This window comes from Nocardia lasii, from assembly GCF_042658545.1.
Classification (GTDB): domain Bacteria; phylum Actinomycetota; class Actinomycetes; order Mycobacteriales; family Mycobacteriaceae; genus Nocardia; species Nocardia lasii.
This window is the reverse complement of the sequence record NZ_JBHSQN010000001.1, coordinates 352,350-373,822: the sequence shown is the minus strand read 5'-3', so window position 1 is coordinate 373,822 and position 21,473 is coordinate 352,350. Positions and strand designations below refer to the sequence as shown.

General features: G+C 71.6%; 4 protein-coding genes. 3 read left to right on the top strand and 1 reads right to left on the bottom strand.

Going from position 1 to position 21,473, the window contains the following annotated elements; genetic code table 11:
- Positions 1–19 precede the first annotated feature (19 nt).
- The 3 genes from ACFP3H_RS01730 (at position 20) to ACFP3H_RS01720 (ending at position 19,701) form a co-directional block, all read left to right on the top strand.
- On the top strand, positions 20–17,155 hold the full coding sequence (locus ACFP3H_RS01730) for an amino acid adenylation domain-containing protein (RefSeq protein ID WP_417629250.1): 17,136 nt from the start codon (positions 20–22) through the stop codon (positions 17,153–17,155).
- 152 nt (positions 17,156–17,307) lie between these two features.
- Positions 17,308–18,330, top strand: a complete 1,023-nt coding sequence (locus ACFP3H_RS01725; protein WP_378599601.1) for an alpha/beta hydrolase — start codon at positions 17,308–17,310, stop codon at positions 18,328–18,330.
- Between the two features lie 138 nt (positions 18,331–18,468).
- Positions 18,469–19,701 carry a TetR/AcrR family transcriptional regulator gene (locus tag ACFP3H_RS01720; protein WP_378598443.1) on the top strand — a complete coding sequence of 411 codons (1,233 nt, stop codon included), beginning with the start codon at positions 18,469–18,471 and terminating at the stop codon, positions 19,699–19,701.
- Between the two features lie 158 nt (positions 19,702–19,859).
- On the opposite strand, the gene ACFP3H_RS01715 is transcribed toward ACFP3H_RS01720, so the two are convergent.
- A complete protein-coding gene (locus tag ACFP3H_RS01715) occupies positions 19,860–21,365 on the bottom strand; it encodes an aldehyde dehydrogenase family protein (RefSeq protein WP_378598440.1) in 1,506 nt (501 codons plus the stop codon).
- Between the last annotated feature and the right edge of the window lie 108 nt (positions 21,366–21,473).

Below are 21,473 nucleotides of genomic sequence, written 5' to 3'. Positions count from 1 at the left end.
GAAATCACTACCCCAACTGGTGTCGCTCGCGGTCGAGTCGAACCCGGACGGTGTCGCGCTGTCGTGGTTCGACGGCGTGTCCGAGCCGGTGCGGTTGACCTATGCCGAACTCGACGAGCGCGCCAACCGCCTGGCCAGGGTGCTCATCGCGCGCGGGATCGGGCCGGAAGACGTTGTCGCCGTCGGGATCCCGCGCTCGCCCGAGTCGGTTCTCGCGCTGTGGGCGGTGACCAAGACCGGCGCCGCGTTCCTGCCGGTCGACCCGAACTATCCGCCCGCCCGGCTCACGCACATGCTCGGCGAGGCGGGCGCGGTGCTCGGCCTCGCGGTCGGGGCCGCGCTCGATCGGCTGCCGACCACCATCGACTGGCTGTGCCTGGACGACGAGGCTGTGTACCGCGCCGCGGAGGAACAGTCCAGCGACCCGGTGACCCGCGACGACCGGGTGCGCCCGCTGCGCCTGCAACATCCGGCCTACGTCGTGTACACCTCCGGCTCCACGGGGCTGCCGCGCGGCGTGGTGGTGACCCACGCGGGTCTGGCGAACGTCCACGAGTACCAGCGTGAGCACTACCGGCTCGGCCCCGATTCGCGGGTGCTGCACCTGGCCTCGCCCTCCTTCGACGCCTCGGTGTTCGAGGTGCTGATGGCGCTGTGCGGGGCGGCGACGCTGGTGGTGGTCCCGCCGAGCGTGTACGGCGGCGACGACCTGGCGCGGGTGCTGGGCCGGGAGCGGGTCACGCACGCCTTCATCACCCCGACGGTGTTGGCGTCGGTGGATCCGCACGGGCTCGACGAGTTCCGGGTGGTGGTGTCCGGCGGCGAGGCGTGTCCGCCGGAACTGGTGCGGCGCTGGGTATTACCGCTGTCCGGGGGTGGGACGCGCGAGCTGTACAACGGGTACGGGCCCACCGAGGCCACCATGGGGACCAACTTCAGCGCGCCGCTGCTGCCGGGGCAGCCGGTGACGATCGGGCCGCCGATCCGCAATGTCGTCGAGTACGTGCTCGACGAGCGGCTGGTGCGGGTGCCCGACGGCATCGTCGGCGAGCTCTACATCGCGGGCAACGGGCTGGCCCGCGCCTATCACCGGCGTCCCGCGATCACCGCGTCACGGTTCGTCACCAACCCCTTCGCCCCGGCCGGTGGGCGCATGTACCGCACCGGTGACCTGGTGCGCAGGCGTGTCGACGGTGCGTTGGAATACCTGGGCCGCAACGACTTCCAGGTCAAGGTGCGCGGGTTCCGCATCGAGCTCGGCGAGATCGACGCCGTGCTCGCCGCCGACGACAGCGTGGACTTCGCGGTCACCATCGGACACGAACTCGACAACGGCACAACGATTCTCGCCGCCTACGTGCACCCGGCGCCGGGTACGGTGATCGACACCGAGGCCCTGTTCGCCCGCGCGAAGGCGGGCCTGCCCGCGCACATGGTGCCTACCGCGCTGACGGTCCTCGACACGATTCCGCTGACGCCCATCGGCAAGCTCGATCGGGCCGCGCTGCCCGCTCCCGCCCTGCGGGCCGCGGAGTTCCGGGCGCCCTCGGGGGCGATGGAAGAGCTGGTGGCCGGGATCTTCACCGAGCTGCTCGCCCCGGAGAACCCGATCGGCTCGGCCGACGACTTCTTCGCCCTCGGCGGCAATTCCCTGCTCGCCACCCAGGCCGCCGCCCGCCTCGGGGCGGATCTCGCCGCCCGGGTGCCCGCCGGGCTCGTCTTCGAAAACCCCACTGTCGCAGGGCTCGCCGCAGTACTCGAGCCTTTGAAGGGCGTGGGTGGGCAGACCCCGCTCACCCCCAGGGAACGTCCCGAGCTGATCCCGCTGTCCCCGGCGCAGCAGCGGATGTGGTTCCTCAATCAGTTCGATCCGACCTCCACCGCCGAGACCGTCCCGTTCGCGCTGCGCCTGGCCGGTCCGTTCGACGCGCGCGCCCTGCACGCGGCGCTCGCCGACCTGGTGACCAGGCACGAATCGCTGCGCACCTGGTATCCGGTCGGGCCGGACGGCGTCGGGCACCAGGTGGTGTTGCCGCTGGCCGAGGCCGTGCCCGACGTGCTCTTCGACTCGCTCACCGAGGATGATCTGCCCTGGTGGCTGGCCGAATTCGCCGGGACCGGTTTCGATGTCGCGGCCGGTGTGCCGCTGCGGGTGGCGTTGGCCGAGCTGGGTCCGCAGGACCACGTGCTCGCCGTGGCCGTGCACCACATCACCGCCGACGGCGCCTCGGTGAAACCGCTGCTGCGCGACCTGCTCAGCGCCTATCTCGCGCGCCGCAACCGGTCGCGGCCCCGCTGGCAGCCGCTGGCGGTGCAGTACGCCGACTACACGCTGTGGCACCGCGAACTCCTCGGCGCCGAAGACGACCCCGAATCCCTTGCCGCCGCGCAGTTCTCGCACTGGCGCCAGGCGCTGGCCGGGCTGCCCGACCGCCTCGACCTACCCACCGATCGTCCTCGACCACCCGTATTCACCGGGCGCGGAGCCGAATTCGGGTTTCGGATCCCGGCCGCGACCCACACGGCCCTGGCCGCACTGGCCCAGCGCACCGGCACCTCCGAGTTCATGGTCGTGCACGCGGGGTTCGCGGTGCTGCTCGGTCGCCTCGCGCACACCGACGACATCGCCATCGGCACCCCGGTAGCCGGACGCGGCGCCCGCGAACTCGACGACCTCATCGGCATGTTCGTCAACACACTGGTCCTGCGCACCCAGCTCGACCAGCGCGCGAGCTTCGCCGACCTGCTGCGTGAGACCAAACGGGCCGACCTGGCCGCCTTCGCGAACGCGGACCTGCCGTTCGAGCGCCTGGTCGAACTGCTCGACCCGGTGCGCTCACAGGCCCACCACCCGCTGTTCCAGGTGGCCCTGTTCTTCCAGAACCTGGACCTGCCCACCCTGCGGCTGCCCGGACTCGACGCCGCCCCGGTCGACTTCGGTGCCGCGGTCGCCCGGTTCGACCTCCAGCTCACCATCGTCCCCGGTACCGACCCGACCGCCCCGATGGCGGCCTCGTTCACCTACGCCACCGATCTGTTCGACGCCGAGACCGTCGAGACCATCGCCGCGCGCTTCACCCACCTGCTCGACGCGGTGAGCGCCGACGCGCAGATCGCGATCGGGGACATCGACCTGCTCACCGATGCCGAGCGCGAGCTGACGGTGGTGAACTGGAACGACACCGCCCACCCGGTGGTGCCGGAGCTGATGCTCGACGCGTATCGCCGTGCGGTGCAGTCACATCCGGACGCGACGGCACTGGTCTACGAGGATGTGGAACTGACCTACCGGCAGTTCGACGTGCGGGTCAACGCGCTGGCCCGGGTGCTCATCGCCCAGGGCGTCGCACCGGAAACACTGGTCGGACTGGCCATTCGACGGTCTCCCGACCTGGTGATCGGCATGTACGCCGTGCTCGCCGCCGGTGGCGCGTATGTGCCGCTCGATCCCGATCATCCGGCCGAGCGCCTCGCCTACATCCTCGACACCGCCGCTCCCGCGTGTGTTCTGAGCACGCGCGCCGACGCGGTCGCGGTGCCGGACGGCGTCTCGCTGCTGCTGCTCGACGAGCTCGACTACACCGGCGTGGCGGTCGACCCGGTCCAGCCCACCGAACTGCGCGCGCCGCTGCTGCCCGGTCATCCGGCCTACGTCCTGTTCACCTCCGGTTCCACCGGCAAGCCCAAGGGCGTGATGATCTCGCACGCCGCCATCCACAACCAGCTGGTGTGGATGCTCGCGAAATACCCACTGGCACTGGGTGATGTGTACCTCCAGAAGACCGCGACGACCTTCGACGTGTCGCTGTGGGGGTACTTCATGCCGCTGCGGGTCGGCGCGAAACTGGTGCTGGCGACTCCCGACGGGCACCGTGATCCCGCGTACCTGATCGATGTGATCGGTCGGCAGCGGGTCACCGTCACCGACTTCGTGCCCTCGATGCTCACCGTGTTCGCCGCCCACGCGGCGGGCGCGAGCGGGCTCGAGTCGCTGCGCGAGGTGTTCGTCATCGGTGAGGCGCTGCCCGCGGAGACGGTCGACGCGATGGCGGCGGTCTGTTCGGCGCGGCTGCACAACCTCTACGGGCCCACCGAGGCCGCGGTTTCGGTGACCTACTGGCCCGCGCGGGCGGGGGAGCGGTCGGTGCCGATCGGGCTGCCGCAGTGGAACACTCGGGTCTACGTGCTCGACGAGCGGTTGCGTCCGGTGCCACCGGGGGTCGCGGGGGAGCTCTACCTCGCGGGTGATCAGTTGGCGCGCGGGTATGTCGCGCGGCCCGGGTTGACCGCCGACCGGTTCGTGGCCGACCCGTTCACCACCTCGGACCGGATGTATCGCACCGGGGACCTGGTGGTGTGGCGGCGACCGTCCGCGAGCGCGCCGCATCGGTTGGACTACCTGGGCCGCATCGACTTCCAGGTGAAGTTCCGTGGGCAGCGGGTCGAGCTGGGCGAGATCGAGACCGCGCTGCTCGGGCACGAATCCGTGAGCCAGGCGGTGGCGCTGGTGGTTTCGACGGAGCTCGGTGATCAGCTGGTCGGGTATGTCGTCGCGGCTCCCGGCGAGGTCGCCGAACCTGACCGACTCCGCGCCTTCGGGTCGAAAGCTCTTCCGGCCTATATGGTTCCGGCCTCGATCACGGTGCTGGACGCGCTGCCGCTCAATGCCAGCGGCAAGCTGGACCGTTCGGCCCTGCCCGCCCCGACCTTCGCGACCCGCGCCTTCCGCGCGCCGCGCACCGAATCGGAGCGGCTCGTCGCCGACCTGTTCGGAGAAGTGCTGGGCCGCAACGATATCGGCGCCGACGACGACTTCTTCGCCCTCGGCGGCAACTCGCTGATCGCCACCCGGCTGGTCGCCCGGCTCGGTGCCGCCACCGGTGGGCGGATCGCGGTTCGCACCCTGTTCGAGACCCCCACCGTCGCCGCGCTCGCCGCCGGCCTCGACCCCGACGCGGTTCCCGAGCCGACCAGTGGCCTCGGCACAGTGGCGCGCCCCGCCGAACTTCCCCTCTCGCCCGCGCAGCGCCGCATGTGGTTCCTCAACCGCTTCGACCAGGGCACCGGCACCGCCTCCTCGGCCTACAACCTCCCCTTCGCCCTCCGTCTCACCGGCACCCTCGACCTCCCCGCCCTGACCACCGCCCTGCGCGACGTCCTGGCCCGCCACGAGGTCCTGCGCACGATCTACCCCGATACCGACAGTGGGCCGATTCAGCAGGTGCTGTCCGTGGACGAGGTGGAGCTCGACTTCGCGGTGTACCGCCTCGGTGGTGAGCGCTCGGTATCGGATGATCGGGCGCGGTCGCTCGGTGCGCGTCCGGCGGACTACTGGGCCGGCGCACCGGAGGCCGAGGGGAGCTCGACGGGCGCAACGCAGGTGTCCGCGTTGGTCGCCGAAGTCGCGGCGCTGGCGTCGACGGCGTTCGACGTGACCGCCGAGGTGCCGATTCGGGTGCGGTTGATCGAGGTCACGGGGGAGGGGGCCGACGCGCCCACCGACTACGTGCTCGCCGTGGTGGTGCACCATATCGCCGCCGACGCCTCGTCGATGGCGCCGCTGGTGCGGGACGTGACCACCGCCTACCTCGCGCGGGTCGCCGGGCACGCGCCCGAGTGGGCGCCGCTGCCGGTGCAGTACGCGGACTACGCGCTGTGGCAGGTGGATCGGCTCGGGGCCGACAATGATCCGGATTCGTTGGCGGCGCAACAGCTGTCGTTCTGGCGTGGTGAACTCGCCGACCTGCCGGACCTGCTGGAACTGCCCGCCGATCGGCCGCGTCCGGCGGTGGCCTCGCTCGCGGGTGGGCGGGTGCCGGTGCGCATCGACGCCGAAACCCACACCGCGCTCGCCGGGATCGCCCGGGAGACCGGGGCGACGGTATTCATGGTGCTGCACACCGCTTTCGCGGTGCTGCTGGCTCGGCTCTCCGGTGCCGCCGATGTCGCGGTGGGCACGCCGGTCGCGGGGCGCGGTGAGCGCGAGCTCGACGAGTTGATCGGCATGTTCGTCAACACCGTGGTCCTGCGCACCCGCTACGACGGTGGCGCCACCTTCACCGATCTCGTTGCCGCCCAACGGGTCAGCGATCTGGCTGCCTTCGCCGCCGCCGATATTCCGTTCGAGCGGCTGGTCGAGGTACTCGATCCGCCACGCTCCACGGCGCGGCATCCGCTGTTCCAGGTGGGTCTGTCGTTCCAGAATGTGGATCACGCCGCGCTGGAACTGCCGGGGCTGCGCATCGCGCCGGTGGCGGCGGAACTGGCTGTGTCGCAGTTCGATCTGCACCTGATCGTCGGCGACGCCTACGACGCGGAGGGGTCCGCGGCCGGTATCGAGGGGTTCTTCACCTTCGCCACCGAGCTGTTCGATGCCGCGACGGTGCAGGGGTTCGCCGACCGACTCGGGCTGCTGCTCGACGCTGTGGTGCGTGAGCCGGCCGTGATCGTGGGCGATATCGATCTACGCACGGAGCAGGAGCGTGCGCTCGAGATCGTCAGTGGGGCAGTCGATCTCGCTGTTCCTGGAACCCTGGCCGATCTGCCGTCGGATGCCCGGCCCGAAGCGGTCGCGCTGGTGGCGGACCTGCCGGAAGGGCGCCTCGAACTCACCTACGCGGAGTTCGAGTCCCGCGTGAACCGGCTCGCGCGCCACCTCATCTCGCTGGGCGTCGGCCCGGAGTCCCTGGTCGCGCTGGCACTGCCGCGGTCGATCGACCTCGTGGTCGCCATGTACGCGGTGACCCGTGCCGGCGGCGCCTACGTGCCGATCGACCCCGACCAGCCCGCCGACCGAACCGACTACATCCTGCACACCGCCGCGCCGATCTGCGTGCTCACCAACGGTTTCCGCACCGACGCCGCCCCGGTGGTCCGGGTCGACCACCCGGCCATCGCCTCGGCGGACCCCGGCCCGGTCACCGACGCCGACCGGCGCGCGCCCCTGCGCCCGGACAACACCGCCTACGTCCTGTTCACCTCCGGCTCCACCGGCCGCCCCAAGGGCGTGGCGGTGCCGCACGCGGCCGTGGTGAACCAGTTGCGGTGGCTGCACGCGGAATTCGGTACCGACGCCACCGACGCCTTCCTGCTCAAGACGCCCGCCACCTTCGACCTGTCGGTCTGGGAGTTCTGGTCCGCCGCCGTGTGCGGCGGCCGCCTGGTGATCGCCGCCCCCGACGGCCACCGCGACCCCGCCTACCTCGACGCCCTGATCGCCGACGCCGGAGTCACCACCCTGACCGCGGTGCCCTCGCTGCTCGACGCCCTGTCGGAGCACTGGACCGCGCACCGCACCGCACCCTTCGGCTCGGGCAGCGGTGTGACGCTGGCACGTGTGCTCGCGATCGGCGAGACCCTGCCCGCCGGCCTCGCGCAACGACTCCTGAAAGCCCTGCCCGACACCAGGATCGACAACCTCTACGGCCCCACCGAGGCCGCCGTCTCGATCACCGACCACCGCGTCACCTGCGCCGACGTGATCACCGTCCCCATCGGCGCCCCCGTCAGCAACAGCCGCGTCTACGTCCTCGACGAACGCCTCCGCCCCGTCGCCCCCGGCGTCCGGGGAGAGCTCTACCTCGGCGGCCGCCAACTCGCCCGCGGCTACCTCCGCAAACCCGCCCTCACCGCCGAACGCTTCCTCCCCGACCCCTTCGAACCTGGTGCCCGCATGTACCGCACGGGCGACCTCGTAGCCCGGACTCCGGTGCGCGCTGGTCAGGTCGATAACGCGGCCTCCGCGCAGAATGCCGGCCGCCCGCCTCACCCGCTCGACCCGCGAGCGGCAGAGCGCGGCGAAACGGGACGCGCGCCCGAGCTTGCCGGTGATCAGGGCATTGCCGACGGATCGCCCAGTCGCGATCGGATCGAGGCCGAAATCTCGTCGGAGCGTGCCGGTGATCAGGGCGCGCCTCACCGGTCGCCCGGTCGCGACCGGATCGAGGCCGAAACCTTGTCGGAGCGTGCCGGTGATCAGGGCACGACGCACGGGTCGCCCGGTCGTGACCGCATCGCGACCGAGGCGCGGTCCCGCAGCGGTGGTGAGCTGATCTACCTGGGCCGCAGTGACTTCCAGGTCAAGGTGCGTGGGTTCCGGGTCGAGCCCGGTGAGGTCGAGGCGGTGCTGCTCGGGCTGCCCGAGGTGCGGCAGGCCGCGGTGCTGGCGCGGCATGACGCGCACTTCGGTGATCGGCTCGTGGCCTATCTTGTTGGCGCCGAAGTCGATGTGGCGCAGGTGAAGTCAGCGCTGGGGGCGAAGCTGCCCGGCTATCTGGTGCCGGATGCCTTCGTGGTGCTCGACGCGCTGCCCTGTACCGCGAACGGCAAGCTGGATCGAAAGGCATTGCCCGCGCCGATCTTCGGCGGTACCTCGGTGCGCGCGCCCGGTACACCGACGGAGCAGTTGGTCGCCGAGATCTACGCCGAGATCCTCGGTCTCGAGGCGGTCGGCGCCGACGACGACTTCTTCGCCATCGGCGGCAACTCCCTGCTCGCCACCAGGGCGGCCGCGCGCATCGGCGCCGCACTCGACCGGGAGGTCGGGGTTCGGTTGCTTTTCGAGGCGCCCACGGTCGCCGACCTGGCCCTGCGCGTGCACCGCAGCGAGCTGGCCACCGCGTCGCCGATGTCGGCCGGACCGCGCCCGGAGCGGGTGCCCCTGTCGCTGGCGCAGCAGCGGATGTGGCTGCTCAACCGCCTCGACCCCGAGGCCACCGTCTACAACATCCCCGCCGCCATCCGCCTCACCGGCAGCCTCGACCTGACCGCGCTGCGCCGCGCCGTCGCCGACCTGTTCGCCCGCCACGAGGTCCTGCGCACCCGCTACCCGGTCGCGCCCAGCGCCGAGGACGAGGCGCCCTACCAGGACGTGCTCGGCCCCGAGACCATGCGGGTCGACCTGACCCCGGTCGAGGTCGCCGTCGACGCCGTCGAGGCCGAGGTGCGCCGCGTGGTCGCCACCGGCTTCGACGTCACCGCCGCACCTCCCCTCCGCCTGCGCCTGCTGCGCCTGGCCGCCGACGACCACGTCCTGGTCTTCGTCGCCCACCACATCAGCGCCGACGGTTTCTCCCTCGGCCCGCTCACCCGCGACCTGGTCCTGGCCTACACCGCCCGCACCGCGGGCGCACCCCCGGCCTGGGCGCCGCTGCCGCTGCAATACGCCGATTACGCACTGTGGCAACGTGACTCGCTCGGCGCCGAAACCGACCCGACCTCCACGGCCGCGGCCCAACTGGCCCACTGGACCACCGAACTGGCCGGGCTGCCCGAGGAAATCGCCCTGCCCACCGACCGGCCGCGACCGCCGGTGCAGTCCTTCGCCGGCGCCACCACCGCGTTCGACATCGACGCCGCCCTGCACGCCGAACTCGCGGCCACCGCCCGCGCGCACGGCGTCACCGTGTTCATGGTCGTGCAGGCCGCGCTCGCGGTGCTGCTGGCCCGGATGTCCGGCACCGACGACATCGCCATCGGCACCCCCATCGCCGGGCGCGGCGCCCGCGCGCTCGACGAGCTGGTCGGCATGTTCGTCAACACCCTCGTGCTGCGCAGCCGGATCACCCACGGGGAATCGTTCGCCGCCCTGCTGGCCCGCACCCGCGACACCGACCTGCGCGCCTTCGCCAATGCCGATGTTCCGTTCGAGCGGGTGGTGGAAGCGGTCGCGCCGGCCAGGTCGACCGGCAGGCACCCGCTGTTCCAGGTGGCGCTGTCGTTCGAGAACACCGCCCCGGTCACCTTCGACCTGCCCGGCATCACGGTCGGCGCGCTCGACGCCCGCACCGCCGAAGCCAAATTCGACCTGCTGCTCACCGTGCGCGAACAACCGCGCAACGGCGGAATGCACGCCGAATTCAGTTATGCGACAGACCTGTTCGACGCGGCGACCGTCCAGGGCTTCGGCACCCGCCTGCGCCGACTGCTCACGGCCGTCGCGGCCGACCCGGACCTCGCCGTCGGCGACATCCCCCTGCTCGATGCCGCCGAACTCGCCGCGAGCACCACCTTCGCGGGCGCGCCCGCCGAACCCGAACGCACCCTCGCGCAGCTGATGGACGAGGCCGTGCGGGCCAACCCCACCGGGGTCGCGCTGCGCGGCGCCGGGCGCGGATTCACCTACGCCGAACTCGACGCGGCGGCCAACCAGCTGGCCCGTGGTCTGATCGGACGCGGCGCGGGCCCGGAAGTGGCTGTCGCCGTAGCCATTCGACGCTCCGTCGAATCGGTGCTCGCGGTCTGGGCCATCGCGCGCACCGGCGCCGTGATCGTGCCCATCGACCCCGGTTACCCCGCCGAACGCATCCGGCACATGGTCGCCGACTCCGGCGCCGCCTTCGGCATCACCCTCACCGCCGAACGCGCCGACCTGCCCGCCCTGCCCGGCGGCGGCTGGGTCGCGCTCGACGACGGCAACTTCACCGCCGAGATCGCCGGCTGCGCCACCGTCGCGCTGCGCGAGATCGAACTGCTGGCCCCGCCGAACACCGGCAACGCCGCGTACATGATCTACACCTCCGGCTCGACCGGGCTGCCCAAGGGCGTCGTGGTCACCCACGCCGGACTCGCCAACTTCTGCGCCGAACAGAAGCAGCGCTACCGCCTCGACACCACCACGCGCGCACTGGCTTTCGCCTCACCGTCGTTCGACGCCGCCATGCTGGAACTGCTGCTCGCCCTCGGCGGCGCGGGCACCCTCGTGGTGGCCCCCGCCGGTTCGGTCGGCGGCACCGAACTCGCCGAACTCATCCGCACCGAGGGCGTCACCCACACCTTCCTAACCCCGGCCGTCGTGGCTACCCTCGACCCCGACGGGGTGCCGGACCTGCGCGTGCTGATCGTCGGCGGCGAGAACGTCCCCGCCGAGCTCGTGGCCCGCTGGAACACGCTGCCCCAGCGCCACTTCCACAACGGCTACGGCCCCACCGAGGCCACCATCATGGCCACGATCAGCGACGCGCTGCGTCCCGGCGACACCGTCCACATGGGCGGTCCGATCCGTGGCCTGCGCGCGCTGGTCCTCGACTCCCGCCTGCGCCCGGTCGCCGAGGGCGTCACCGGCGAGCTGTACCTGAGCGGCATCCAGTTGGCGCGCGGCTACCACCGCCGCGCGGCGCTGACCGCCGCCCGCTTCATCGCCGACCCCTTCGCTCCCGTCGAAGGCGGCGCCGACCGGCTCTACCGCACCGGCGACCTCGTGCGCAGGCGCGGCGACGTGCTGGAGTTCGTGGGCCGCAACGACTTCCAGGTCAAGATTCGTGGCCTGCGCATCGAACTCGGCGAGATCGACGCGGTCCTGGCCGCCGCCCCCGGCGTGAGCTGGGTGACCACCCTCGGCCGCGACAACGGCACCGGCTCCACCATGCTGGTCTCCTACGTCCTGCCCGAACCGGGCGCCGCGCTCGACCCCGCCGAACTCACCGCGCTCGCCGGGCGAGTCCTGCCCGACTACATGGTGCCCGCCGCGATCGTCGTCCTCGACGAGATCCCGCTGAACCCGGCGGGCAAACTCGACCGGCGCGCGCTCCCGGACCCGGTCGCGGCACGCGGCGAGTACCGAGCTCCACGCACGCCCGCCCAGAAGGTGCTCGCGCGGGTGATCGGGGAGGTGCTCGATCGCGACCGCGTCGGTCTCGACGACGACTTCTTCGCACTCGGCGGCGACAGCATCACCGCCATCCAGGTGGTCTCGCGCGCCGGCTCGGCCGGGGTGGTGCTGCGCCCGCGCGACCTGTTCGACGCGCGCACCGTCGCCGCGCTCGCCGACCGCGCCGTCGTCCGCATCGAACCCGGTACGCCGTCCACCGCCCTGCCGCTCACCGCCACCGCCGCGCAACTGCTCGAAACGGGCGAGACCGCCGTCGAACCGCGCGCGGTACTGCTCGATGTGCCGGTGGACTGCGCGGACGAGATCGTCGCCGCCGCGGCCGCCGCGGTGATGAGCAGGCACCCGATGCTGTGGGCCCGGCTCGACCGCACCGGCGAGGCCCCGGTGCTGCGGATCCCGCCGCCGGAGGACCGCACCGGCGGCGCGTTCCGCAGGCTCGACGCCGCCGACGGCGAATCCTCGCTGCCGGTCGACGACATCGTCACCGCGGCCGCCGCCGCGCTCGACCCCGACGAGGGTCGCAATATCCACTTCATCCTCACCGGTGACGGCGAGAGCGCGGCCACCCTGGTCGTCGTCGCGAATGCCCTTGTCCTGGACGAGACTTCGTGGCGCTCCCTGGTCGACCAGCTCACCTCGGCCTGGAGCCGGGGCCGCCACGCCGCCCCCGGCGCACCCGACGCCGGGCTCGGCGAGCTGGCCCGGCTGCTCGCCGACTACCCCGCCACCGAACGCGCCCGCGCCGAACGCGCCTACTGGCATCGCGCGATCCGTTCCAGGGCAGGCGAATCCGCCGACCTGCGCCAGCGCAGTCGGGTGTCGCTGAGCATCACCGGCGAGGGCAGCACCGCGGTGCGCACGGTCGCCGAGGCATACCGCGCCACCGTCGACGAGGTGCTGCTCACCGCCGCCGCGCTGGCCCTGCACACCGCCGCCGACACCGCCGCCGCCCGGGTGCTCGGCACCGTGGTGCGCCTGCGCGCCGACCAGCGCCTGCTCGCCCGCGCCGACGCCGAGAACGTCGTCGGCGGCTTCACCACCGACTACCCCCTCGCCCTGCGCCTGGACGGCATCGATGTCGCCGACGCGCTCGTCGGCGGACCCGCCGCCGGTGTGGCCCTGGCCCAGATCAAGGAACTGCGCCGCGCGGTCCCCGCCCACGGTGCCGGCTTCGGGCTGCTGCGCTACCTCGACAGCGAGACCGCCGACAGCGTGCGCACCCTCGACCGCGGCCGGTTCGCGGTGCGGCTGCGCGACCTGCGCCCGGCCCGGGTGCACACCGATGTCGCCGCCGACGATCTGGCGCTGGTCCTCGCGGTCGACGCCACCGACGACGGCATGGTCGCCCGATTCGACTACGCCGGTGCGGTACTCACCGCCGCCGAGGTCAAAACCTTTGCCGAGCACTGGATTCGCGCACTGGGTGGGCTCGCCGAACACGGATTGCGGCCCGGCGCGGGCGGATTCACGCCCTCGGACTTCCCGCTGGTCACCCTCGGCCAGACCGAACTCAACCGGTTGAGCCGCCGCTACCCGCTGCTCAGCGACGTGTGGCCGGTGACGCCGCTGCAATCGGGCATGCTGTTCCACGCCCTGCTCGCGGAGAACTCGGTCGACCCCTACATCACCCAGTTCGTCCTCGACCTCGACCTCGCGGTGGACGTCGAACGGCTGCGCCAAGCCGCGCAGGCGCTGATCGACCGCCACGACAACCTGCGCGTCGCCTTCGCCACCGACGCCGCGGGCACCCCGCTGCAGGTGGTCATCGACGACATCGACGTGCCGTGGCGGGTCATCGACACAGTGCTCGATGGCGCCCCTCCCGAGGGTCCCGCGCGGTCACGCTCCGCTACCGCCTCCGGGCCCGCCGGTCGGGGCGACGAAGACGCTGCCTACCAGCGCATTCGCGCCACCGACCTGGCCGCGCACTTCGACATGACCGCCGCCCCGCTGCTCCGGTTCACCCTGGTGCGCACCGCCGAGGCCGCGCATCTGCTCGTCACCAGCCACCACATCCTCATCGACGGCTGGTCCATGCCGCTGCTGCTGCAGGAACTGCTCACCGCCTACGTGGCGGGCGGACGCAGTAGGCGCCTGTCCAAGGTGGCGCCCTACCGCGACTACCTGGCCTGGCTCGCCGACCAGGACCTCGACGCCGCGCGCTCGTCCTGGCGCGTCGCGCTCACCGGCCTGGCCGAACCCACCCCACTCGCCCCGGTCGATCTGGGTCGCGAGATCTCCACGGGCACAGGCGAAACCGGCTTCGCCCTCACCCCGGCCGACACCGTCGCGCTGACCGAACTCGCCGCGAGCCTCGGCGTCACCGTGAACACCGTGGTCCAGGCGGCCTGGGGGCTGCTCATCGCGCGGCTCGTCGACCGCGACGACGTGGTGTTCGGCGCCACCGTTTCGGGCAGGCCCGCCGACCTCGACGGGGTCGAGCGCATGGTCGGGCTGTTCCTCAACGCCATCCCCGTGCGGGTGCGGCTGCGCCCCGGCGACACCGTGGCCGAACTGCTGCGCCGGTTGCAGGACGAACAGGCCGCCCTGCTCGACCACCACTACCTCGGACTCGGCGAGATCCAGGAGATCGCGGGCATCGACGCGCTCTTCGACTCGCTGGTCGTGTTCGAGTCCTTCCCGGTGGACCGCGCCGGGCTCGCCGAGGCCGCGACCGGCTCGGCCGCCCTCACCGGCATGGACGCCACCAACGGCACCCACTACCCGCTGACCGTCCAGGTCGTCGCCGACAGCCAGGTGCGGGTCTCGCTGAAATACCTGCGCGACGTCTTCAGCGAGGACACCGCTCACGCACTGGCGCAACGGTTCTCGATGCTGCTGGCCCGCTTCACCGCCGCGCCGGAATCCCGGATCGCCGAGATCGACGTACTGCTCGACGAGGAACGCGCCACGCTCGCGGCCGCGAACGCCACCGACGTGGCCGAACTGGCCGACGAGGCGACGCTGCTATCACTGTTCGACGCCCAGGTCCAGCGCACACCGCACGCCACCGCCCTCGTCGACGGCGAGAACTCCTACACCTACGCCGAATTCGACGACCGCGTGCGGGAACTGGCCTCGGCACTGCTGACGAAGGGCGCGGGACCGGAGGCGCTCGTCGCGGTCGCGATGCCGCGCGGCATCGAGCTGGTGACCGCGATCTACGCGGTGCTGCGGACCGGGGCGGCCTACGTGCCGGTCGACCCGGACCATCCGGCCGAACGCATCGACCGCGTGCTGGCCACGGCCGCGCCGGTCTGCGTGCTCGCCGCGACCGGATTCACCACCACCGCGCCGGTGCCGGTCGTCGAAATCGACACGCTGCGTGCGGGTTCGGGTGAGTTCGAGACGCCGCGCGCCGACAATCTCGCCTACGTCATCCACACCTCCGGCTCCACCGGAACGCCCAAGGCCGTCATGCTGACCCACCGGCAGCTGGTCAACCAGTTCCGCTGGGCACAGCGCACCTACCCGCACGGACCGGGCGACGTGGTCCTGCACAAGACCCCGATCACCTTCGACATCGCGTCGTGGGAACTGCTGTGGCCCTTGCAGACCGGCGCCACCGTCGTCCTCGCCACGCCCGACGGACACCGCGACCCGGCCTACCTCGCCGCGATCATCGCCGAACGTGCCGTCACCACCGTGCATTTCGTGCCGTCGATGCTCGACGCGTTCCTCGCCGAACCCACCGACCTGCCGTCCCTGCGACGGGTCTTCGCGGCGGGTGAGGCACTGTCCTCGGCGACCGCCCAGCGGTTCGCGCGACTGCTGCCCGGTGCGACACTGCTCAACTGGTACGGCCCCGCCGAGGCCACCGTGGTCACCGCCGCCGACGCGAAACCGGCCACCGCCGTGGGGATTCCGATCGGCTCGCCGGTCGCCAACACCCGCGTCCACGTGCTCGATCGACACCTGCGACCGGTGCCGCCCGGCACCGCCGGTGAGCTGTACCTCGACGGGGTGCAAGTGGCGCGGGGCTACCTCGGGGCGCCCGCGCTCACCGCCGAACGGTTCGTCGCCCACCCCGGCGGCAGGCTCTACCGCACCGGCGACGTCGTCCGCTGGACCGACTGTGGCCTGGAATACCTGGGGCGCAGCGACTTCCAGGTGAAACTGCGCGGCCAGCGGATCGAACTCGGCGAGGTCGAGGCCGTGCTGCTCGATCATCCCGACGTGCGTCACGCCGCCGTCGCCCTCGTGCACGGCCCCACCGGGGACCGGCTCGTCGGCTACGTCGTCCCGGCCGAAGCGACCGAGGACGCGGCGCCCGTTCGGCCCGAGGGCTACTCCGTCGAGAGCGGCCCGAAGACCGGGTTCGACGAAACCGCGCTGCTCGCCCACGCGCGGGCGGCCCTGCCCGCCTACATGGTGCCCTCGACCCTGGTGACCCTGACCGCGTTGCCGCTCAACCCCAGCGGCAAACTCGACCGCAAGGCCCTGCCCGTCCCCGCCTTCACCACCCGCGCCTACCGCCCACCCACCACGCCGCTGCAACGCGCCGTCGCCGAGGTGTACGCGGAAGTGCTCGGCGCGGGCAAGGTCGGGCTCGACGACGACTTCTTCGAACTCGGCGGCAACTCCCTGATCGCCACCAAGGCCATCAGCCGCCTGCGCACCAGGATCGGCGCCGAAGTGCGCGTGCAGTGGTTCTTCACCGACGCCACCGTCGCCGGCCTGGCCGACCGCATCGACGCCACCCAGTCCGCCACCGGCGACTACGACCTCGAATCCGATGATGCCCTCGGCGTGCTGCTCGCCATCCGCAACCGGGTACCGCACGGCACCGAGGCGGGCGGCACCCTGTTCTGCATCCACCCGATGTACGGCCTGTCCTGGTGCTACGCCGGTCTGGCGCAATACATTCCGGCCCGCCGCCCCATCTTCGGGCTGCAATCGCCCGCGCTCAGCGAGGCCGGCTACCTGCCCGGCACCCTGGCCGAGATGGCCCGGCGCTACACCGCCGAGATCCGGGCGCAGCAACCGCACGGGCCCTACCGGCTGATGGGCTGGTCGCTCGGCGGCGTGCTCGCCCACGCGGTCGCCACCGAACTCCAGCAGGCGGGGGAGCGGGTGTCGCTGCTGGCGATGCTCGACTCGCACCCCGATATCGACGTGCCCGACTTCCACACCGCCATCCGCGACGGCCTCGCCGAACTCGGCGTCGACATCAGCAAAGCGCTGCCGGTGGCCGGGGTGCGCGAACTCAACGACGAGGCGCTGGCCGCCCTGCACGCGATCATCCCGCCCAACATGGCCGTGCTCACCCCCGAACGGCTCCGGCGCATCTACCGCAGCGCGGTGCGCTCGGCCGAACTGATCGCCGAACACCGGCCCGCGGTGTACCGGGGCCCGCTCGAATACTTCAGCGCGCTCGGACACGAGGCGGCGGCGGCCAATTGGGCCCCGTATGTCGACGGCGAGATCCACGATCGGCCCATCCCGGTGGTGCATGATCAGATGACCTCGCCGCAGGCACTGGCCGAGATCGGCCCGCGACTGGCCGAACTGCTCGACGCCGGTGACCGCCAGGCGAAGTCGCGGTGACAACTCGCGTCGGGGCGCGGTGGCACCGGTGATGTCCATGGGGCATGATGTGACCGCGCTGTTGTAACGAGACCGATTCGAATTCGAGACGAAGCGAAGGTGCGAAATTGATGCGTCGGCACACCCGGCGTCGGGGCCCCCGGGCCGCGGCGATGATCGCGGCAATGGCAGTGACCGCCGGTTTGATGTCCGGCCTCGGTGCGCACCCCGCCTCCGCTGATCCCATCATCGACTCGAAAAGCCTGCTCGCCAACCCGGTCTCGGCGAACGGCTCCAAGATCGTCAAGGCCGAGGTCAAGGACTCGCGCAGCCTGCGGTTGCACGTGTACTCCGGCGCCATGGACCAGAACATCATCGTCGACGTGCAGCGGCCCGCCGACGCCACGGTCCCGCGCCCCACCCTGTACCTGCTCAACGGTGCGGGCGGCGGCGAGGATTCGGCCTCGTGGGTCGCCAAGACCGACGCGCTGTCGTTCCTCGGGGACAAGAACGTCAATGTGATCCAGCCCATCGGCGGCGCCTGGAGCTACTACACCGACTGGATCCACGACGACCCGGTCCTGGGCCGCAACAAGTGGAAGACCTTCTTCACCGAGGAACTGCCCCCGCTCGTCGACGGCGCCCTTGGCACCAACGGCGTCAACGCCATCGCGGGCCTGTCCACCTCGGGCACCACCGTGCTCGCCCTGCCCATCGCCAAGCCCGGCCTGTACAAGGCCGCCGCCGCCTACAGCGGGTGCGCGCAGACCTCCGACCCCATCGGCTCGGAATTCGTCAAGGTCACCGTCGAGACCTGGGGCGGCGGAAACACCATGAACATGTGGGGCCCGCAGGGCTCGGCCGACTGGGTCGCCAACGATCCGTACGTCAATGCCGAGGGTCTGCGCGGTGTGGATCTCTACGTCTCCACCGGCAACGGCCTGCCCGGCCCGTACGACACCCTCGACGGCCCCTACGCGCTGCCCGGCGCCTACGGTCTGGCCAACCAGATCGTGATCGGCGGCATCATCGAGGCGGGCACCAACTACTGCACGCACAACCTGGCCACCCGGCTCAACGAACTGGGCATCCCGGCCACCTTCAACTTCCGACCCAACGGCACCCACTCGTGGGGCTACTGGAAGGACGAGCTCAAGCTGTCCTGGCCGACCCTGGCCCGCGGGCTCGGTATCTGAGTTTCCCCGCCGAACCGTCCCGTGGGCGCGCCTGTCGCCCGCGGGACGGTTCTTGCGTGACCAGCCCTCGACGTTTGCGAATTGTGGTTAACTTAGGTTGACTGGACCAACCCGGTTCGCGCAACGGAAAGTGAGTGCATGGTCGCCGATCGCAGTGAGGCCGACGCGGCCTGCGAGTTGACGACCGCACCTGCCCGCGTCGTCCGACGCAGGCCGAAGGACCGCAAGATGCAGATCATGCGGGCCGCCGCTCGGGCCTTCAGCGCGCGCGGGTACTACCCCGTCGGCGTGGACGAGATCGCCGCCGAAGTGGGGATCTCCGGGCCCGCGCTGTACCGGCACTTCGCCAACAAATACGCGCTGCTCGTGGCCGCCGCCGAAGAGGGCGCCCGGGGGTTGCGCGATGTGGCCCGCGCCGCCGACGACCCCGCCGCCGAACCCGCCGCCCGGCTCGACGCCCTGCTCACGGCCGTCGCCGAGCGTAATATCGACATCCGTCGCGAGGCCGGGCTCTACCGCTGGGAACGCCGCTACCTCGAGCGCGAGGACCGGGTGCGCATCCGCGCCTTCTACCGCGAACTCGAGGCCATGGTGGCCGCGCCGATCGCCGAACTGCGGCCCGACGCGAGCCCCTCCGACGTCACCCTGCTCTCCGTCGGCGCGCTGAGCGCGCTGGCCTCCATCGCCGCCCACCGCACCACGCTCTCGCACGCGCGCATGCTCGCGGTGCAGCGCGAGATGGCCTGGGCGGTCGTGCGCGCCGAGCTGCCGCCCACCCCCGCCGAGTCCGAACCCGACCGCGCGCCGCGGGGGCTTCCGGTCACCTCGAAACGCGAACAGCTGCTCACCGAGGCGATCAGGATCTTCGGCCGCAACGGCTACCACGAGTCCGGGATCGAGGAGATCGGCGCCGCCGTCGGCATCAACGCCTCGAGCGTGTACCGGCACTTCGACAGCAAGGCCGACCTGCTCGCCGCCGCCTTCCACCGCACCGCCGACCGACTCGCCGTCGCCATCGGCGAAGCACTGGCCGAAGGCGAGGACCGCGCCGACGCCGCCCGCCGCATCGCCGACCAGCACGCCCGCCTCACCTTCGCGACCCCCGAGATCATGCCGGTCTACTACGCGGAGTTCAGCAACCTCCCGCCCGCCGACCAACACCGCCTGCGCGCCATCCAACGCCAGAACATCCTCGAATGGGCCAACCTCCTCGACGGCGACCCGATCGAAGCCCGCTTCCGCGTCCACGCCGCCGTAGGCCAGATCATCGACGTAGGCCGCCTCCTCCGCTTCGACTCCCGCCCCGAACAACTGGCCCGCCTCGCCGCCCTCACCGACGCGGTCCTGCTCGGGGGCGAATCGGCGAACTGAGCCGGTACTGCCTGAGTGCCGTGACGGTGCCACGGCCCCGAACAGCCGGCGCGCTCGCGACGCTGCCCGACGCGGGCCTGCTCAGCGGTTGTCCCGTACCGGACTGCTCCCGTCCTAGCCGTGCGACCTGATCGGTAGCGGTGAACTCGGCCCGCTGGTCAGCCGCGCCCGTGGCGGAGGCGGAACAGGGCCTTCGCGGTCTGGAGGTGGCCGGGGCGGCGGTCGAAGGTCGAGAGGCGGACGGGGGTGCGGTAGCGGCGGCGGGCGATGGACATGGTGCGGCTGAATTCGCGCAGGCCCTGTTGGCCGTGGCTGTGGCCCTGGCCGTACTCGCCGACGCCGCCGAAGGGCAGAGCGGGGATGCCGGTGAAGGCGGTGGACGAATTCACCGTCACCACACCGACTTTCAGCTGTTCGGCGACGAACTCGGCGCTGGGGATGTCGCGGGTGAAGATCGTGACGGCGATGCCGTTGGCGGCGGCGTTCACGCGGGTGACGGCGTCGGCCAGGTCGGCGACGCGGTTCACCACCAGCACGGGGCCGATGCCCTCGCCGGTGATGGCGATGCTGTCCTCGGGAACCTCGGCCAGCACGATCGGCTCCACATACGGGTCGCGGAACGAGTCGAGCCCGCCCAGGACCGCGTGCCCGCCGCGCGCGAGCGCGTCGCGGACCTGCCGGTGCACCACCTCGACCTGCGCGGCGTTGATCATCGGCCCGTAGGAGGCGCGATTGTCGGCGCCGGGTCGCAGCCTCGCGGCCCGCTCGGCCACCCGCGCCAGGAAATCATCGAACACCGAGTCGGCCACATAACAGCGCTGGATCCCCGACGCGTTCTGCCCCGCGTTCGCCATCGCCCCGAACACCGCCGCCTCGGCCGCCGCGTCGAGCACCGCGTCGACGTGCACGATCATCGAACCCTTGCCGCTGTGCTCCAACACCACCGGTGTGAGCGTCTGCGCGCACAGCGAGATCACCTCGCGCCCACCGGCTTCGGGCCCGGCATAGGCGATCTTGTCCACCTCGGCCTTGCACAGCGCCGTCGCGGTCCGGCCGTCGCCGGTAATCGCTTGCAGCACCGGGTTTTCCGGCGCCACCGCGGCCCAGCTGTCGGCCAGCCAGGTACCGACCCCGCTGCACAACTCGTGCGGCTTGAACACCACCGCGTTACCCGCCGCCATGGCGTAGGCGATCGAACTCATCGGCGTGAACACCGGGTTGTTCCACGCGCCGAGCACCCCGACCACCCCGAGCGGCAGATACCCGACCGAAGCGTGCTGGTTGCGCGTGAACCACCCGGTGGACAAGCGCTTTCGACCCAGCGTGCGCTCGGCGTTGCGCGCGGCCCAGTCCAGATTCTCCACCGCCAGGATCACCTCGAGGGTGGCGTCGGCCTCGGGCTTGCCGGTCTCGCCGCGCAGGATCTCCACCAATTCGCCCGTGTTCCTGGCGATCTGGCGCCGCCAATCGAGCAGAAGCCGCTTGCGCGCGCCGAAACCCAGCTCGCCCCACCAGTTCTGGGTGGCGTGAGCGGAGCGCACCGCACGGGCGACCTCGGCCGGACTGCGCACCGGATATTGCGCGAGCTGTTCACCCGTGCGCGGGTCGAACGCGGTGAGCACATCGGACCGACCCGTCGGCGCGGTGGCGGATGCCGACTCCATGGTCACCTCCCACAAATCGATCACGCCCGCACGCGGGCTCGTGAGACGGGTGTTTCCCCGAGGGCAAGCGTATGGGCGGTTGACCGACTCGACAAGGTCAGCGCACTG